Raw genomic sequence first — 17,120 nt, 5'->3', positions numbered from 1 at the left:
CGCAGTCGGGCATTCACGATTTTCGGCGTTGATTGAGTTCGGCAACCAGATCGTCGGATAAGCGACGCACGGACATGTTTCTTGTCAGCAGAACCAGCTTTGCGGTCTCCTCAAGCTCTTCGGCCGCGAAAACCGCATCGCGAAAACTGCGGCCCGAGACAACCGGGCCGTGATTGGCCAAAAGAACTGCGGCATGGTCGGGCGCGCGTGCTCGTACCAAGGCACCGGTGTCTGCCGATCCAGGATGTGTGTAGGGTATGAGAGGCACACGCCCCACCCGCATCACGATATAGGGGGTTATGGGTGGGATCGTATCCTCAGGATCGGTGTCCTCGAGGCAAGATAGCGCTGTGGCATAGGTCGAGTGCAGATGCACGACGCCGGCGGCCTGTGATCGCGACTCATAGAATGCCATATGCAGCGGAATTTCCTTGGTCGGCGCGTCCCCCGAAACGGCGACACCATTCCAATCGAGTTTTGTGAGCTTGGAAGCTTCAAGATATCCCAGGCAGGAATTGGTCGGCGTCACAAGAAAACCGTCGGAGAGCCTCGCCGACAGATTGCCTGAGGAACCGGCGGTATAGCCGCGCTTGAAGAGCGACCGGCCCCAGCGGCAGATTTCGTCGCGAAGCTGCTGTTCTTCCAGTGTCATCAGCTGCTGCCTTTCAGCATGTTCAGGGCGCGTTGAAAGAAATCATCGGCGCCGAAATTGCCCGACTTCAACGCCAGCGCCAGACGCGGCGGCCCGTCGAGAACCAGCACGGGCACGCCGGTGTCGATCTCGGAGCCGATGCGCATCGGTCCTTGCCCCAGCGCTGAGGCAACCGCGCCGGACGTCTCCCCGCCAGCCACGATCATGCGGCGAAAGCCGGCTGCTGCCGCTTGCGTGGCCAGCGAGGCGAAAAAATACTCGAACCGGCCAGCAAGCTCCGAGCCGCCATATCGAGCCTGCGCCGCCGACACAACCGCCGGATCCGCGGAGGAGAAGACCAGCGGAGCAACGTCCTTGTGCTTTTCGATGAAAGCAAACGCCTGCTTTGCGACCGCGTCGCCGTCGTTGCTCAAAGCCTCGGCGCTCAGTTCCATGGACGGATGCGTTTGCCGGTAGAGCGAAACCTGGCGTCGTGTCGCCGCCGAGCAACTGCCGGACAGAACCAGCGCCGGACCATGCGCGCCCTGGAAGCCCTTGGAGGCGCGGCTGGCGCGAATGCCGAAATTTCCCGGTAGCGCGAGAGCGATGCCTGATCCACCAGTGACCAGCTTGTGACCGGCGGCGGCGCGGCCGAGCTTGACAAGGTCGTCGTTGAGGATCGTGTCGGCGACAACCAGCCGCTCGCCGGCGGCTTCGGCGTCGGTAAGCGCCTTGCCCAGCATCTGTGATCGGACGGCGTGCAACGGAAGATGTCCAACCTTCAGGTTTGTCTGGCGCGCCAGCCAGCGCCGGATATCGGCGTCCGTCATCGGCGTCAGCGGATGGCTTTCCATGCCGGATTCACTAAGCAGCTTGTCCCAGACGAAGAGATGGCCCTGATAGACCGTGCGCCCATTCGCTGGAAAGGCGGGGCAGACGAGTGCCAGCGGCGCCTCCAGTTCATCGAGCAGCGCCGCAGCGACCGGCCCGATATTGCCTTGCGGAGTCGAATCGAATGTCGAGCAGTATTTGAAAACGATCTGCTCGGCGCCATTTGCAACGAGCCAACGGCAAGCGGCGATGGATTGCGCGACCGCCTCGTCGACAGCGATCGAGCGGGTCTTCAGCGAGATGACTGCCGCATCGATGTCCGGTTGTGCCGGATGTGCGGGCGTGCCGATATACTGCAGCGTCCGTGCCCCGGCCTTGGCCAGCGTGTTCGCGATATCGCCCGAGCCGGTGAAGTCATCACCGATGACGCCGATCCGCATGGCCGTCAGTCGTGCGTGCGCTGCTGCCAGAAGGTCACGGCAAGCTGCTCCAGATGCGTGCGCATGGCTTGCTCGGCGCGGTCGGGGTCGCGCGCGGCGATGCCTTCATAGATCGCCTTGTGCGCCTCGAAAGCCGTCTTTTCCTGCCCTTTGGCGGCAAGCGTGACGGTGCGCTGTTCCTTCAGCCATTCCGAAATCTGGTCGTGCAGCGCGATGAAGACCGGATTGCGCGCCATCTTCGCCAGTTCGAAATGGAAGGCGATGTCGGTCGAGGTAAACCGCTCGCGGTTGCCTATCGCTTTGCGATTGGCTTCGAGCGCAGCCGCCAGCGCCTCAAGGTCCGTGGCCGTCGCGTGGCGGGCTGCCTCGCGCGCCAACCCGACTTCGAAGAACAGGCGAGCGCCCTGGAAGTAGCGATGCCCCTCCTCGGTCGAGAGCATCTGGCGCACCGCCGGGGCCATGCCGGTGAAGATATGCGAGGCGGTCGGCATCAGTACCTTGGCGCGCGCGCCGTTGGTGAGTTCGACGAGCCCGGCTTTCTGCAGCGAGATCAGAGCCTCGCGGATTGCCGGCCGGCCGACGCCGAAGCGCATCTGCAGGTCGCGCTCGGGCGGCAGCTGATCGCCGGGCTTCAGTTTGCCGGACAGGATTTGCGCCTCGAGATGCGAGGCTACGTGCTCGAAGAGCTTCTTGCGTTCTATGACGAGAGGGTCGACCATAGACCTTTCATACCATCATACTTGACAACCATGCAACTGCTTGCAAGGATGACGGCAAGATAAACCAAAACAAGGCCGGATCGGCGAACGGCTTCGTTCGCCGAAAGCGCGTTTCCGACAACGATCGGAAGCGATGGCACGGCCTTGCCAAAAAACCCCGTGGCGGGTCAGGGAGCGAGAAGACATGCGGATCGCCATTTTGGGCGGCGGCGGCGCGATGGGCGGCATTTTTGGCGGATACCTAGCCCGCGCCGGCAATGACGTCACGCTGATCGATGTGTCGAAGCCTGCCGTGGCGGCAATCAACGACAACGGCCTGACGATCGAGGAGAAGGACGGCACTCAGCCGATCATCCGCGTTCCCGCAAGCACGGAGCCTTCCAAGGTCGGGCCCGTCGACCTCATCATCAATTTCGTCAAATGCTACCACACCGATGCCGCGGTCCGCGCCGCGGCGCCGATGATCTCGGGCGTTACCGCGGTGCTCAGCCTGCAAAATGGCTGGGGAAACGCACCGCGCATCGCCGGCATTGTCGGCGAAGACAAGGTGCTTGTCGGCCTGACCTATCACGGCGGCACGCTGCTTGGTCCCGGCAGGGTGAAGCATCCTGGTGTGGGGATGACCTATATCGGCGAGCTGAGCGGCAAGACGACGCCGCGTCTGGACAAGGTGATCGAAACCTTCCGCGCCGCGCAGATCGAAACCACGAAATCGGAACGCATCCTGGACGAGGTCTGGAAGAAACTTGCCTTGAACGCCTGCACGCTGCCGGTCGCCGGCCTGCTGCATTTCATGTCGCACGAACTGGTCGCTTTTGACGCGACCAAGTCGCTGATGGCCGCGATCCTTAGGGAGGTCGTGGCCGTTGCCAATGCGCAAGGCATTTCGCTCGATTACGACGAACGTTGGGCGGCCATCACCGGATTGCTCGAGAAGGCGGTTGGCGGCAAGGCCTCGATGCTGCAGGACGTCGAGGCCAGGCGCCAGACGGAGATCGAGGTGATCAACGGCGCCATCGTCGATGCCGGCAAGCGCATCGGTGTGGCGACGCCGGTCAACGACACGATGGTCTGGATGATCCAGGCCAAACAAGCCCACTATCTTCAGGCAAAGGCATAACGATGCCGGCCTTGTCGTTCAGCGTTTGAGGCTTGAGATGGCGGCGCGCCTCGAAGTCTCGCAGCTCTCGAAATCGTTCCCCGGCGTGAGGGCGCTCGACGATGTATCGATGACGGTTGAGCCCGGCGAAATCCGGGCTCTTCTGGGCGAGAATGGCGCCGGAAAGTCGACGCTCGGCAGGATCGTCGCCGGTGTCTATGCCCGCACCAGCGGCGAGGTGCGCCTCGATGGCGTCGCTCTCGGCGAACTCGATGAGAAAGCGGCCGGCGAGCTCGGCATCGGCATCGTCCATCAGGAAGGCTCGCTGGTGCCGCAGCTCTCGGTCGCGGAGAACATCTTTGCCGGCCGGCAGCCGACGAAATGGCTCGGCCAGGTCGATGTGAGACTGATGCGTGAACGAGCCCACGCTCTCATCGCCCAACTCGGCGTTGCCATCGATCCAGCCATGAAGGTGGCGTTCTTGTCGCCGGCCCAGGCGCAGATCGTCGAGATCGCCAAGGCGCTGTCGCGCGAGTTGAAGCTTTTGATCCTTGACGAGCCGACGGCGGCCCTGACCCTGACCGAAACCGAAAAGCTGTTCGAGATCGTGCGTCAGCTGGCCAGGGACGGCGTTTCGGTCATCTATGTATCCCACCGCCTCGCCGAAATCTTCTCGCTCTGCAATTCGGTCACTGTGCTGAAGGATGGGCGGCTGGCGGGCACCCGAAAGGTCGCCGAGACCACGACGGACGAATTGATCCGGCTCATGGTCGGGCGCGAGGTCCATCTCGCGCGCTCGGCTTCGCCACGACAAGTGGGGCCGATCGTTCTTGAGGCCAATGAGATCTCCGCGCCGCCGCTTGTGCGATCGGCTTCGATCACCGTGCGTGCGGGCGAGGTCGTCTGCCTGGCCGGATTGATCGGCTCAGGGCGGAGCGAATTCTGCGAGGCCATCTTCGGTGCCAGGGCCCGCAGGGCCGGCGAAATCCGCATAGCAGGCGCGCCGATCAACCCGCAGGGACCGTGGGATGCCAAGCACGCCGGCATCGGCATGGTGCCGGAAGATCGCAAGACCTCGGGCCTCTTCCTGGGAATGGATCTCGTCAACAACATCGCCGCAACGGTCCTGTCGAAGGTCTCGTCGGGCGTCAATTTCTCCAACAGGAAGGCCGAGGCGCTGGCCGGCAACTTCATCGGCGAGCTGCGCATCTCGACGCCGAGCGTGCACAAGATCGTCGGCGAGCTCTCCGGGGGCAACCAGCAGAAGGTGCTGCTGGCAAAATGGCTAGCCATGGAGCCCCGCCTGCTCATCGTCGACGAGCCGACGCGCGGCGTCGATGTTGGCGCCCGCTCCGAAATCTATCGCCTCCTGCGTGGCCTCGCTGAGCGGGGCGTGGCGCTATTGGTCGTCTCTTCGGATCTGCCCGAGGTGCTCGCGCTCGCGGACCGCATCGTGGTGATGGCCGAAGGCCGAACAGTCGGAGAACTCGCCGGCGAAGGCGCGACCGAAGAGCAGGTTCTGCGGCTGGCGACCCGGTTCACATCGTCCGTGGCGGACGTACGCAAGGAAGCGGTTGGAGCATGAGCTTGGCACAGATTTCCCGCAACGAAGCGCAGGCGTCGGTGGAGCAGCGCGAGGCCTTGCCGCTGCGCATCGTGCGCCGGCTGGCCAATTCGCGCGAGCTGACATTGTTCGTTCTGGTCGTGCTGCTGGCGCTGGCGATGACCATCGTCTATCCGCACAATTTCCCGACCGGACCGAATATGCGGGCCGTGCTTCTGAACCTCGCGCCCGTCGGCATCCTCGTCTGCGGCATGATGCTCCTGATGATTGCGGGCACGTTCGATCTTTCGGTCGGCTCGACGCTGGCGCTGGCCGGCGTATGGGCCGGCGTTGTCGCGGGCTGGTGGGGCTGGCCCGCCGAGGCGGCTCTCCTCATCGGTGTCGTGGTCGGGGCTGTGGCTGGGCTGATAAACGGGCTGATCGTCACCCGCATCGGCATCAACGCGCTGATCGCGACGCTCGGCACGCTGACCATCTACCGCAGCCTCACCTATGTGACGGCCGGAACGGGCGTCACCCCGATCTCGGACAGCTTCGCCGAGTATGGCCGCGCCGCCGATCCTATCTTGCGCATCCAGTCGCCGTTCTGGGCAATGCTGGTTCTTGTCCTGATCGGCGGCTGGCTGATCGCCCGCACCCGCTTCTTCCGCCAGTTCTATTTCGTCGGCGGTAATCCTCGTGCGGCGCAATTGTCGGGCATCCGCGTCGACAGGCTGATTCTCATCGGCTTCGTGATCATGGGTGCGCTGGCGGGTATCGCCGGCGTGCTTGGGGCGGCGCGGCTGAACAGCGCGGTCGTCAATGCCGGCGTCGGCATCGAGCTCAAGGTCATCACCGCGACGGTGCTCGGCGGCGCCAGCCTCAAGGGCGGCGAGGGCACGGTTCTGGGCGGCATTCTCGGCGTGCTTTTCATCGCCCTGATCGAGAACGCCATGATCATCAATGCGGTCGGCGTGTTCTGGCAGGGACTGGTCGTCGGTCTCGTCCTGCTGTTCGCCGTCTCGCTCGACCGCTTCAAGACCGCGGGCCGCGCCTGATCGGGCAGCAAGCGGGGGAAATCCGGCCAGAGCCGGGGGAACTGCAAAAACTGGGATCAGAACCCAATCAGGAGGAAACAGGAATGGGCTCTATGCTGAAATCGACATTGATCGCCTTGGGCATGACGGCGCTTGCATCGGCCGTGACGGCACCTGCGCGCGCGCAGGAATCATCGTTTGGCCCAGCCGACGCCAAGGAGACCTACTACTGGATTTCCAACAAGGCCAACCTTCCGCTCTTCGTGCAGTACGACTATGTCGGCATGAAGAAGATCGCCGAGGAACTCGGCGTGAAAGTGGTCGTTGCCGGGCCGACCGATTTTGACCTGCCGGGCTTTATCGCCGCAGTCGACCAGGTCTGCGCGCAGAAGCCAAATGGCGTGTCCGTGGTGGGTGGCTGGGATCCGTCTCTGACGGAATCGGTCAAGAAGTGCCTGGAACAGGGTGTGCCCACCGTCGTCGACGACGGCGATCTGCCGGACTCGGGCCGCTTGGCTTACATCGGCACGAACTGGACACAGGTCGGCGTCGCGCAGGCCAAGAAGATAATGGAGAAGCTGCCCAGCGGCGGCAAGCTGGCCATGATGTCGATCATCAATGCCGGCAACATGCGTGAGGCGGTCGCTGGCTTCAAGGCCTACATCGAGGCCAATGGCGGCGGCAAGTACAACATCGTTTCCAACGAAGACGACGGCGGCGACGCGCAGAAGGCCGCGCAGGTGACGGCCGCGATCCTGGCCGCCAATCCGGACATCGCCGGCATCGCCGGCTTCGACTCGGAATCCGGCGCCGGCATCGTCACCGCATTGCGCGAGGCCGGCAAGAATCCAGGCGACATCAAGGTGACCGCGATGGAGCAGACGCCCGACTTCTTCAAGACAGCCAAGCAAGGCTGGGTCGACGGCATCGTGGTGCAGAACCGCGAGCTCTTCATCTACTACGCCGTCAAGATCCTGCACGACTACAATCACAACGGTCTGAAGTCCGCCGGCCTTGGCGCCGCCGATGGCGGTCGTCCGGTCCCCGATACGCTCGACACCGGCGTACTCCTCGTCACCAAGGACAATGTCGACAAGGTGACGGCCGCGCTCGGCGTCAAGTAGTCGATCTCCACGAGGGCTGTCGCCCCTTCCTCCGGCGGTTCACCCCTGCCGCCGGAGGCACCTTTGAAGCGAACCAACCCGATCAAGTCGCGACCATGGCCGCAACAGTGACACCACAGACGATACCGGACGACGTGGACATCCACGATCCTGCGTTCGTCGCCGATCCATTCTCGGCCTTCGACAGGCTGCGGCGCGAATGTCCGGTGGCCCGGTCGAACAGGCACGGAGGTTTTTGGCTGCTGAGCCGCTATGACGACGTGCGGTCCGCGGCAATCAATTGGCGCGACTACACATCCAGCGTTCCCGGCGTGACGGCCATTCCCGTGATCACGCCGCGCACCGAACCCCAGCTGCCGATCGAAGTCGATCCGCCGCGGCACTCGCGTTACCGCGCGCTGGTCAATCCGGTCTTTGCCCCACAACGTGTCGCCGCCATCACGCCGCGCGTCAGGGCGCTGGCCCGGTCCCTCTTCGAGAAGATGGCTGCGAAGGGACAGGCCGAGATCGTTGCCGAATTCTGCGTGCCGGTTGCCGTCGCCTCGCTGGCGGCCTTCACCGACGTGCCGCTGGAAGATTCGGACAGGTGGATCGGCTGGATCACCAGCATGTTCAACATGAGCGACCCTGCAGCCGGCGCGGCTTCGAGCCGTGAACTCAACGCCTATATCGAGAAGCTGATCGCGGCGCGGCGCTCCAAGTCGACCGACGACTTCATCAGCATGCTGATTGCGGCCGAGATCGATGGCGAACGGCTGGACGACAATCAGATACGCTCATTCATGACCGTCGTCTTCGGCGCAGGTTTCGAGACCACGGCGGATGGTCTTTCGGTAATGCTGCACTGGCTCGCCGAACACCCGAAGGCCCTGGAGCGGCTTGCCGAGGAGCCAGCGCTCGTTCCCACCGCGGTGGAGGAGTTCCTGCGCTATTCCTCGCCGATCGAGATTTTCGGCCGCAACGCCTCGCACGACCTGTGCCTGCACGGTCGCAACATACGCGAGGGCGATATTGTGGCGCTCGGTTTCGGCTCGGCCAACCGAGATCCATCGGTATTCGAAGCGCCGAACGAGCTGCGCCTCGATCGCAATCCGAACAAGCATCTCACTTTCGGGGCCGGCCCACATCTTTGCGCCGGTGCGGGTGTAGCGCGCATGGAAATGGCGGTGACACTTGAGACGCTGATCGAAGCTCGCTTGAGCCTTGCGCCTGACACGACGAAAGAGCTTCGCTGGAAGACACGCGGCGATCGGCACGGACTTTCCTGCCTGCCGCTCAAGATCGACACGAGAAAGACGAGTTGAACCGATGACGCTTCGACCCACGACCCGCATCCGCTTCCACGGCGTCGCCGCCTACGAGATTCTGACCGAGAACGGCATGCGCATATTGTGCGATCCCTTTCTCGATCAGAACCCCGGCGCCGCAACCAAATCCACCGAATTCGACCACGTGGATCTGGTGATCGTTAGCCATGCGGCCTTCGATCATCTGGGCGACACCGACAAAATCGCTGCCAAATATGGATGCCCGGTCGTCTGCGGCGGCGAGGTGAAGGCCTGGCTGATGGACCGCGGCATCCCCGCAAACCAGATTCGTGCAACCACCTGGGGCATCCGTGTCAAGGTGGCGGGCATCGAGATACAGCCGCTCGAATGTCACCACTGGTCGCAGATCAGGTTGAAGGACAATTCCTTCATATCAGGCGTGCCGATGGCTTTCATCGTCTATGCCGACGGGCTGCGTTTCTACCACTATGGCGACACAGCCATCTTCTCCGACCTGAAGCTGCAGGGCCAACTCTACAAGCCGAATGTCGGATGCATCGGCATCGCCAATCCGCAGGAGGTCCTGCATCTCAATCCGATGCCTGGCGAAATGCTGACGGGCGAGATGAGCCCCTACGAGGGGGTCCTTGCGACCCAATGGCTCGGGCTCGAGACCGTGCTGCCATGCCACTACATCACCCTCGACGGCGACAAGGATGTCGCCGACTACATGAAGCATCACGGCGCGGCGAGGGCGCGCGGCGAGCCTATCGCCGACCCCTATCTGCTTCGGGCCGGCGACTGGATCGAATTCGACGCCGAAGGCAGGGTGGTGCGCCCCGCAAAGGCGGCATGATGCAGGCCGCCATTTTCGATCAGCCGCGGTCGATCCGCATCGCCGATGTGCCGAAGCCGCTCCCTGGACCGGGCGAGGTGCTGGTGCGCGTCAGGGCAGCGGGCCTGTGCGCCGGCGATCTCTACATCTACACCGGCAAAAATCCTTACGTGATCTACCCGCGCATCGGCTGTCACGAGATCGCCGGCACGGTCGAGGCTTACGGTCAAGGGACCGCCGGTCCGAAGGTCGGGACGCGTGTCGTCGTCGACCCGTTCATAGGCTGCGGCCATTGCTATCCTTGCCGGGTCGGCAAGCGCAATTGCTGCGCCAACCTCGCCATTATCGGTGTGCATCGCGAGGGCGGCTTCGCCGATTTCGTCACCGCGCCCGCGACCAATTTGAACCCTGTGCCGGACGGGCTGACCGATTTCGAGGCGGCATTCGCCGAGCCGGTCGCCATCGGCGTCCAGGGTTGCCGGCGTGGAATGGTCACCGCCGACGACACGGTCCTCGTTCTAGGCGTCGGTCCGATCGGTCTGGCGATCGTCGAGGTCGCGCGGGCGCTCGGCGCCAAAGTCTACGCAACCGACCTTTCGGCGGAGCGGCTGTCCACCGCCGCGGACATGGGTGCAACTCCGATCGCCGGCGGCGCGGGCCTGCTCGAGCGCGTGCTTGAGATCACGAACGGCGAGGGGATGCCGGTCGTCATGGAGGCGACGGGTGCGGCGCCAGCGATGGAACAGACCATCGACCTCGTCGCCGCCGGCGGCCGTATCGTCATCCTCGGCCTCGTCAAGAAAGGGCAGGGCGTCACGTTTCCCGGCCTGGATTTCACCCGCAAGGAAGTCACGATCCTCGGGTCGCGCGCGTCCGTCGATTGCTTTCCCGAGGCGCTCGATCTGCTTGCGTCGGGCAAGATCCACTATCCCAAGATCGCCAGCAGCTTCTCGCTGTCCGAGGCACCCACCGTTTTCAAAACACTCGCTGACAATCCGATGGCCTTGCACAAGGCTGTCTTCGTTTCGGAGGCCGTATGAAATTCGTGACTTTCTCCCATAAGAAGGCGGGGCATCACCACCACGCCGGCGTCCTCGACGGCGAGGAGGTGGTGTGCCTCACCGAAGCCGGGCTAGCGGCCTCGGTGCTCGACATCGTGCAGGGCGGCAAGTCTGCGCTCGACAAAATTCGCGGCGGACTTACCCAGGCGCCGCGCTATGCGCTTGTCGATGTCATGCTCGAAGCCCCCATCCGCCCCGGCAAGGTTCTTTGCTCCGGCATCAACTACAAAGGGCATGCCGAGGAAAATCCTAACGCCAAGATGCCAACCGAGCCGTTCTTCTTCGCAAAGCTGCCGTCATCGGTCGTCGGGCCGGACGTGGCGGTCGAGAAGCCGGTTCGAACCGAACAGATGGACTACGAGGTTGAATTCACCGCCGTGATCGGCAAGCGCCTGCACAAGGCCGCGGAGGCCGATGTGATGCCGGCGGTCTTCGGCTACACGCTGCTCAACGATATCTCCGCCCGCGACGTTCAATTCAAGGACAACCAGATTACCATCGGCAAGAATTTCGCCGGCTTCGCGCCCATCGGCCCCTGCATCGTCACTGCCGATGAACTGACCAGGCCGGATGATGTGGCGCTGAAGACCCGGCTCAACGGCAAGCTGCTGCAGAATGGCAGCACGTCCGACTGGCTCTTCTCGCTGCCGCGGCTGATATCCTTCCTCTCACACTATGTGCCGATTGAGCCCGGCGATCTCGTCTCGACCGGAACGCCGGCTGGCGTAGGCGCCTTCCAGAAGCCGCAGATCTTCATGAAGGCGGGCGATATCGTCGAGATCGAGGCGACTGGCATCGGCGTGCTCAGAACGCCGATCGTGGCCGGATAGAGGTATGGCCCGCCCTTTGCGCATTGGTGTGATCGGCTGCGGCTTCTTCGCGCAGAACCATTTGCATTCCTGGCGCGACCTCGCCGAAACGGGAGCGCAACTCGCTGCCGTTTGCGATGTCGATGCCGGCAAGGCGCGCGCGGCTGGGGAGCAGTTCGGCGTGCCGTTTTACTCGGACGCCGAAAGCATGCTCGAGGCTGAGCGTCTCGACGTGGTCGATATCGTCACGCGCCATGACACGCACAGGCTGTTGGCGGAGATCGCCATCGCGCATCGCGTTGCCGCGATCGTCCAGAAGCCGTTCGCGTCGACCTGGCAAGACTGCGTTGCGATCGTCGAATCGGCCCGTAAGGCAAATGTATGGCTTGCAGTGCACGAGAACTTCCGGTTCCAGGCGCCGATGCGCGTGGTCCGCAAGGTGATCGACAGCGGCGCGATCGGAACGCCGAGTTGGGCGAGGATTCGCTTCAGGACCGGCTTCGATGTCTACAAGACCCAGCCCTATTTCTATGACGAGGAGCGGCTGGCGATTGCTGATGTCGGCATCCACATGCTGGACCTTGCGCGCTTCTTCCTCGGCGAGGTCGAGCACATCTCCAGTGAAACCCAGAAGCGCAATCCGCGCGTTCGCGCCGAGGATACGGCGACCATGCTGCTGCGCCATGCAAGTGGCGCGGTGTCGGTTGTGGAATGCACGTACGAGTCGCGACGTCTGCCCGATCATTTTCCTGAAACGCTGCTGGTCGTTGAAGGTCCCAAGGGCGCGATTTCGCTTGGAGCCGGCTGCAGGATAACGGTGACGAGCGATGGCAAGACCTGGACGCAAGATGCTGGCGCGCCGCTCCTGACCTGGACCGGTCATCCCTGGCATGTCGCCCAGCAAGGCGTGATCGGCGCATGCGGCCATTTTCTCGACTGTCTGCAGCGTGGCGTCCCGGCCGAAACCAGCGGTGAGGACAATCTCAAGACATACGCGCTGGTCGACGCCGCCTATCGCGCCGCGGACGAACGGCGCGCCATTCAACCCATGCAATGGAATCCCATTCACAACGGAGAGCCTGGATGAGCATGCTTTCCGAAGCGGCCTTTGCGCTGACCGTTGTTTTCGAGCTCGTCGAGGGGACCTTTCCCGAGTTCTACCGGCTCGTTTCGGAGAATGCGGCGTCATCTGTCGAGCTTGAGCCGGGATGCCTGCGCTTCGATGTGCTGACACCGCTGGGACCCCAGAAACCGTCGCAGATCTTCCTCTACGAGATCTATCGTGATCGCGCAGCCTTCGACCTGCATCTTGCTTCCGAGCACTATCGCAGCTTCGATGCCAGCACGCGCGACATGGTGAGCAGCAAGACGGTCGTGACATACAAGGTCGATGAGAACTTCAAGCAGGCGAAGCTGTGACAGCCGATCCGGATCCTCTGGCGCTTTACGGCACCGACGAGCCCCTGCCGGAACGACGGCTTCTGACTGCCGGATCGCTGACCGCTATCCTTGAGGACGGCAATCTGCGGACGATTTCCTTTGCCGGCGTCGAGGTGGTTCGAGCGATAAACTATCTCGCGCGCGATTCATCCTGGGGGACTTACAAGGCCGAGCTCTCCAATGTCTCTGTGGCGACGGAAGGGGACTCCTTCAAAGTAGGCTACGATGGATTCTGCAGCGGTCCGCAAGGCCGCTTTGCTTATCGAATGACGATTACCGGCGACGCTTCGGGCGAACTCAGCCTGGAGGCCGAAGGTGTTGCACTCACCGATTTTCCGACAAACCGCACAGGCTTCGTCGTGCTTCACCCTGCCGAGGCAGCGGGCGGAAAGCTGTCCATCCGGCACAGCAACGGAATGATCGAAGATACGACTTTTCCCTCTCTGATCAGTCCGGATCAGCCTGCATTCGACATCTCGGCGCTGACGCATTACCCGGCGCCTGGCATGACCTGCACCGTCACCATGGAAGGCGATGCCTTCGAAATGGAGGACCAGCGCAACTGGACGGACGCCTCTTTCAAGACCTATATCCGGCCACTTTCAAAACCCCGTCCATATATCATTCGCAAAGATACGCAGGACCGTCAGTGCATCACTGTTTCCGTGCGCGCCGATGCGTCGGCAACCCAAAAGACAACCGGCGGCGTTGTAACTCTGACGCTTGGCGGACCGGCTGGACGCATGCCGTCTATTGCTTTGTTCCTCGATCCAGACGATTTGCCTGACGCGACGGCCAGCGCATCTTTGCTTGGGCCGGTTCCGGAGATCATTGTTCGCTTCGACAGCGCGCGCGGGCATGACGCTCGGATGCTTCGCAAATCAGCCGACCTTGCGGATGCGCTCGGCGCCCGATTGGCGGTCGAGGCGATTGTTGAAACGGTCGATCCCTCAGCAGAAGCAGCGGCCATTGCCGGTGCGTTTCGTTTGTCCAAAGTCAAACCCAGCGCGCTGCTGGTTTCGCCCCGGCGCGAATTCAAGACGCGGCCCACGAACGATTTGCCGGCGGGTGAACGGCCCGTCGGCGAACTGGTCGATGCGCTCAAGGCAAGTGGCATCGATTGCCTGATAGGCGCGGGAACTCCCTCCCTGTTCACCGAATTCAACCGCAATCCGCCGAGCGGCGATGCGGATTTTGTCTTCTTCGGCAACAGCGCGATCGTGCATGCCGCCGACGAGCAGTCGGTCATGGAAACCCTGACGGTTTATTCAGCCGTGATGGAGACGGCGCGGCATTTATGTCCTGACAAGTCGATCTGGCTGGGACCGTGCACGATCGGTATGCGACATAATCCTTACGGACAGTCAGTTGCGGCCAATCCTGATCTTGTCCGGATACCTGCCGCCCGCATCGACCCGCGCCAGCAAGCATTGTTCGGTGCCGCCTTTGCCGTCGGCGTGGCGACCCAGGCAGCCGCGGCAGCCGCCGATCGATTGATATTGGCAGCACCCACCGGACCTTTCGGGCTTTTGAATGAGGATGGCACCCCGCGACCGTCACAGGCCATCCATGCCCAACTCGTGGCTGCAGCAGGAACCCAGCGCTACAACGTCTCGGTCAATCATTCGGCAGTGGCGGCCGTCGCTTTTCAGCTCGCCGACGAAATCCGCATCCTGGCGGCAAATCTAACGTCGGCGCCGATCGAGATTGCGTTGGCCCCGACGGCAAAACTTCAAGGCGTCACTTGCGACGGTCCGGAACTGGTGAATTCTCATCGGGCCAGCCACTCAGTAGGACCATACCGCTCTGTCGCTTTTCAGGTTGCCCGACACGGGAGACGAGGTAGGGGGCCTTGACGAGCCCTACAAATTCGGCCCGGCGACCGATATCGTCGAGCTTCCCGTCACCGGGGGGCTGGACGATTATCCAGCCTTCGAGGTCGTTGCCGGCTGGAACCAGGGCTATTCGAATCCGCCCGACATCGAGGAAATCGGGTGGGATGACTTTCAGTATGCGCTCGAGAACTGCAAGGGCGGCATCTACACGCTCACCATGCATCCCGAATTCATCGGCCGCGGCCATCGCATCATGATGCTCGACCGGCTGATCCAGCGCATGAAAGCCTGCGCGGGCGTGCATTTCACCACTCTCGGCGCTTATGCCGCCGAATGGAATCGCAGAACCCGCTCGAAAAATGGAAGTCGGAAAACCCGATGCGCACCGGCGCGTCAACAGCTTCCCATCGCTCTGACCGGCCGTGGGTGGCTACGGCAACAGAACGAGCGCCCCGCTGGCCTTGCGGGTTTCCAGGTCTCGATGGGCGTCTGCGGCTTTGGCCAGCTCGTAGGACGCTGGCTGCCCGATCCTGACGGCGCGCTGGCGAAATGCCGTAAAGAAGCGGCCGACATGTGGCGCGAGCTTCTCGGGCGTGTCGGTGTAATGAGCATAATTGGGCCGCGAAACGGTGATCGACTTCGAGGCCAGGCGGTCGATGTCCCAGGCGCCGACCGGCCCCGATGCCTGGCCGAAGCTGACGAGATGACCGCGTGTGGCAAGGGCCGCGAGCGAGCCGGCGAAAGTATCGACACCGACGGCATCGTAAATGACGTTGGCGCCTGCGCCGGCGGTCAGCCGCATCACCGCCTCGCTGAAATCCTCCCGGGAATAGACGATGACATGGTGCGCGCCAAGACGCTCGACGATGCGCGCCTTGTCATCGCTCGACACGGTTGCGATCACGGTGGCGCCGAGATGGCGTGCCCATTGCACCAGCAATTGGCCGATGCCACCGGCGGCGGCGTGGATGAGCACGACCTCGCCTGGCCGAACGGCATGGACGTCGTGCAGGAGAAAACTGGCTGCCACGCCCTTGAGCAGGCTCGCGGCGGCGACCTCGTCAGAAATGTCGTCCGACAGCCGCACCAACAGATCGGGCGCCATGTTGCGGCGCTCGGCATAGGCGCCGACCGGCGGGCAGGCATAGGCGACACGGTCGCCGACCGACAGGCCGGATATTGCCGCGCCGACAGCCTCGATGACACCTGCCGCCTCCATGCCCGGCACGCCCGGCGGCCGCAGCAGATCGAAGAAGCCGGTGCGGCAATAGACGTCGATGAAGTTGACGCCGATCGCCGTGTGGCGGATTCGCACCTCGTCGGACGCCGGCGGCGGCAATGCGATTTCCTTCAACTGCAGAACCTCCGGTCCGCCATAGCGCTCGACAAGGATCGCGCGCGTCGTTTCTTGTGTGTCCCGGGGCGGTGCTAGGATCGACGGCGCGGGGATCGAACGGGGTGCCACGCCTGTCGGCCTCGACGGCATGATTGCCGGCGACGGCCTTGCCTCGGCCGGCACGACGGCGTCGCGGCGCCCGAGGAGATTGCGGATCGCGGCAAAGCCGGCACGATAGATATCTTCGGCGACCAGCTTCACCAGTTCGTCGCGGCGATGCGCCGGTGGGTGGAATTCGGAGCGCCATTCCCAGAAGGTGGCGTTGCCGTCGGTCACCGGCTTCAGCCGTATCGACGCGACATAGCCCATCAACGGCAGCGGCGCCTCGAGCAGGCAGTAGCTCAGCCGGCGCTCCTTGTCGGACAGCGCCAGAAGCTGCTCGCGCAGTTCGCCGCCGTCGGCCAGACGGAAATGGCGCACGGCGCCAACCGCGTCGGCCGGCTCGCCGCCATCGATCTCGCTCGACGCGATGGCCGGGTGCCAGCGGTCGTGGCCGTTGAAATCGCGCAGGATGGCCCAGACCTCCTCGATCGGGGCATCAATGATCGTGCTCTGGCGGACTTGGACCATTCGCGGCGGTCAGCGTCCGAAGCGCTGCTTCAGCGCGGTAAGCGCGGCCTGGAACACGCCGCTGCCTATCTGCTGCGTCAGCGCGGCCTCGCGCTCGGGGGCGCAATCGAACTCGGCCTGCCATTCGGCCAACGTCAAATTGCCGTCGGTTATCGGCGTCAGCGACAAGGTGGCGACATAGTTCTCCACCTGCATCGGGCTATCCAGGATCGCGTAACTGCAGGAGAGGTCGTAGTCCGACAGCGCCAGCAGTCGTTCGCGGATCCGTCCGCCGTCCTTGAGCCTGAAACTGCGAATGCAGCCGATCCGGTCGGCATGCGCATTCTGCTCGATGCGGCTCTCGGCCACGAAAGGCGCCCAGTCCGGCAAGCCGTTGAAGTCGCGCACGACCTTCCAGACGTCCGCGGCCGGAGCCGGGATGACCGAGGAGACATAGACCTTGGTCATGCTTGCGGGCCGGCCGTGGGCATGGCGGTCCGAGC

Annotated in this window: 16 protein-coding genes; 11 read left to right on the top strand and 5 right to left on the bottom strand. The window is 63.3% G+C overall.

What is annotated here, in order from left to right:
* Positions 1-13: 13 nt before the first annotated feature.
* From otnC to nanR, 3 genes are read right to left on the bottom strand one after another with little or no spacing between them, the layout of a single operon-like run.
* Entirely contained in the window at positions 14-652 is a 639-nt protein-coding gene (gene otnC / locus FJW07_RS09695) for a 3-oxo-tetronate 4-phosphate decarboxylase (protein ID WP_140856049.1), read from the bottom strand.
* Positions 652-1,902: a 3-oxo-tetronate kinase gene (otnK, locus tag FJW07_RS09690; protein ID WP_140856047.1), complete on the bottom strand. Its 1,251-nt coding sequence runs from the start codon at positions 1,900-1,902 to the stop codon at positions 652-654. Before otnK ends, otnC begins: the two co-directional genes overlap by 1 nt.
* A gap of 5 nt (positions 1,903-1,907) precedes the next feature.
* Positions 1,908-2,621, bottom strand: coding sequence for a transcriptional regulator NanR (gene nanR / locus FJW07_RS09685; RefSeq protein WP_140653964.1), 714 nt, complete (start codon positions 2,619-2,621; stop codon positions 1,908-1,910).
* A 184-nt stretch (positions 2,622-2,805) separates the two neighbouring features.
* Between nanR and FJW07_RS09680 the strand changes: the two genes are divergently transcribed.
* From FJW07_RS09680 to FJW07_RS09630, 11 genes are all read left to right on the top strand, one after another.
* Entirely contained in the window at positions 2,806-3,741 is a 936-nt protein-coding gene (locus FJW07_RS09680) for a 2-dehydropantoate 2-reductase (protein ID WP_140856046.1), read from the top strand.
* A gap of 37 nt (positions 3,742-3,778) precedes the next feature.
* Entirely contained in the window at positions 3,779-5,305 is a 1,527-nt protein-coding gene (locus FJW07_RS09675) for a sugar ABC transporter ATP-binding protein (protein ID WP_140856044.1), read from the top strand.
* Positions 5,302-6,321 carry an ABC transporter permease gene (locus tag FJW07_RS09670; RefSeq protein ID WP_140856042.1) on the top strand — a complete coding sequence of 340 codons (1,020 nt, stop codon included), beginning with the start codon at positions 5,302-5,304 and terminating at the stop codon, positions 6,319-6,321. Before FJW07_RS09675 ends, FJW07_RS09670 begins: the two co-directional genes overlap by 4 nt.
* 83 nt (positions 6,322-6,404) lie before the next feature.
* Entirely contained in the window at positions 6,405-7,424 is a 1,020-nt protein-coding gene (locus tag FJW07_RS09665; RefSeq protein ID WP_140709047.1) for a substrate-binding domain-containing protein, read from the top strand.
* Positions 7,425-7,519: 95 nt separating this feature from the next.
* Positions 7,520-8,728 carry a cytochrome P450 gene (locus FJW07_RS09660; RefSeq protein ID WP_140856041.1) on the top strand — a complete coding sequence of 403 codons (1,209 nt, stop codon included), beginning with the start codon at positions 7,520-7,522 and terminating at the stop codon, positions 8,726-8,728.
* Between the two features lie 4 nt (positions 8,729-8,732).
* Positions 8,733-9,548 (top strand): MBL fold metallo-hydrolase, encoded by an 816-nt coding sequence (locus tag FJW07_RS09655; RefSeq protein WP_140856039.1) that lies wholly within the window; start codon positions 8,733-8,735, stop codon positions 9,546-9,548.
* Positions 9,545-10,567: a zinc-binding alcohol dehydrogenase family protein gene (locus FJW07_RS09650; protein ID WP_246680720.1), complete on the top strand. Its 1,023-nt coding sequence runs from the start codon at positions 9,545-9,547 to the stop codon at positions 10,565-10,567. The genes FJW07_RS09655 and FJW07_RS09650 overlap by 4 nt, the downstream gene beginning before the upstream one ends.
* A complete protein-coding gene (locus FJW07_RS09645) occupies positions 10,564-11,418 on the top strand; it encodes a fumarylacetoacetate hydrolase family protein (protein ID WP_140856037.1) in 855 nt (284 codons plus the stop codon). Before FJW07_RS09650 ends, FJW07_RS09645 begins: the two co-directional genes overlap by 4 nt.
* A 4-nt stretch (positions 11,419-11,422) precedes the next feature.
* On the top strand, positions 11,423-12,484 hold the full coding sequence (locus FJW07_RS09640) for a Gfo/Idh/MocA family oxidoreductase (RefSeq protein ID WP_140856035.1): 1,062 nt from the start codon (positions 11,423-11,425) through the stop codon (positions 12,482-12,484).
* Entirely contained in the window at positions 12,481-12,816 is a 336-nt protein-coding gene (locus tag FJW07_RS09635; RefSeq protein ID WP_226891957.1) for a putative quinol monooxygenase, read from the top strand. The genes FJW07_RS09640 and FJW07_RS09635 overlap by 4 nt, the downstream gene beginning before the upstream one ends.
* Positions 12,813-14,693, top strand: a complete 1,881-nt coding sequence (locus FJW07_RS09630) for a hypothetical protein (RefSeq protein WP_140856033.1) — start codon at positions 12,813-12,815, stop codon at positions 14,691-14,693. Before FJW07_RS09635 ends, FJW07_RS09630 begins: the two co-directional genes overlap by 4 nt.
* A 409-nt stretch (positions 14,694-15,102) precedes the next feature.
* Here the strand turns inward: FJW07_RS09630 and FJW07_RS09625 are convergent, their stop codons facing one another.
* A complete protein-coding gene (locus FJW07_RS09625; protein ID WP_140856031.1) occupies positions 15,103-16,638 on the bottom strand; it encodes an SRPBCC family protein in 1,536 nt (511 codons plus the stop codon).
* A 9-nt stretch (positions 16,639-16,647) separates the two neighbouring features.
* Positions 16,648-17,085: an SRPBCC family protein gene (locus tag FJW07_RS09620; RefSeq protein WP_140856029.1), complete on the bottom strand. Its 438-nt coding sequence runs from the start codon at positions 17,083-17,085 to the stop codon at positions 16,648-16,650.
* Between the last annotated feature and the right edge of the window lie 35 nt (positions 17,086-17,120).

Source organism: Mesorhizobium sp. B3-1-9 (assembly GCF_006439595.1).
Classification (GTDB): Bacteria; Pseudomonadota; Alphaproteobacteria; order Rhizobiales; family Rhizobiaceae; genus Mesorhizobium.
Note: the sequence above shows the minus strand (reverse complement) of the source record. Positions and strands in the feature narration are given on the sequence as shown.

Excerpts from the sequence above, each read along its gene's own strand:
- otnC (WP_140856049.1), bottom strand. The coding sequence starts at position 652 with ATGACACTGGAAGAACAGCAGCTTCGCGACGAAATCTGCCGCTGGGGC.
- FJW07_RS09620 (WP_140856029.1), bottom strand. The coding sequence starts at position 17,085 with ATGACCAAGGTCTATGTCTCCTCGGTCATCCCGGCTCCGGCCGCGGAC.
- FJW07_RS09645 (WP_140856037.1), top strand. The coding sequence starts at position 10,564 with ATGAAATTCGTGACTTTCTCCCATAAGAAGGCGGGGCATCACCACCAC.
- FJW07_RS09635 (WP_226891957.1), top strand. The coding sequence starts at position 12,481 with ATGAGCATGCTTTCCGAAGCGGCCTTTGCGCTGACCGTTGTTTTCGAG.
- FJW07_RS09650 (WP_246680720.1), top strand. The coding sequence starts at position 9,545 with ATGATGCAGGCCGCCATTTTCGATCAGCCGCGGTCGATCCGCATCGCC.
- FJW07_RS09655 (WP_140856039.1), top strand. The coding sequence starts at position 8,733 with ATGACGCTTCGACCCACGACCCGCATCCGCTTCCACGGCGTCGCCGCC.
- FJW07_RS09640 (WP_140856035.1), top strand. The coding sequence starts at position 11,423 with ATGGCCCGCCCTTTGCGCATTGGTGTGATCGGCTGCGGCTTCTTCGCG.
- FJW07_RS09665 (WP_140709047.1), top strand. The coding sequence starts at position 6,405 with ATGGGCTCTATGCTGAAATCGACATTGATCGCCTTGGGCATGACGGCG.
- FJW07_RS09625 (WP_140856031.1), bottom strand. The coding sequence starts at position 16,638 with ATGGTCCAAGTCCGCCAGAGCACGATCATTGATGCCCCGATCGAGGAG.
- FJW07_RS09675 (WP_140856044.1), top strand. The coding sequence starts at position 3,779 with ATGGCGGCGCGCCTCGAAGTCTCGCAGCTCTCGAAATCGTTCCCCGGC.
- otnK (WP_140856047.1), bottom strand. The coding sequence starts at position 1,902 with ATGCGGATCGGCGTCATCGGTGATGACTTCACCGGCTCGGGCGATATC.
- FJW07_RS09660 (WP_140856041.1), top strand. The coding sequence starts at position 7,520 with ATGGCCGCAACAGTGACACCACAGACGATACCGGACGACGTGGACATC.
- FJW07_RS09670 (WP_140856042.1), top strand. The coding sequence starts at position 5,302 with ATGAGCTTGGCACAGATTTCCCGCAACGAAGCGCAGGCGTCGGTGGAG.
- FJW07_RS09680 (WP_140856046.1), top strand. The coding sequence starts at position 2,806 with ATGCGGATCGCCATTTTGGGCGGCGGCGGCGCGATGGGCGGCATTTTT.
- nanR (WP_140653964.1), bottom strand. The coding sequence starts at position 2,621 with ATGGTCGACCCTCTCGTCATAGAACGCAAGAAGCTCTTCGAGCACGTA.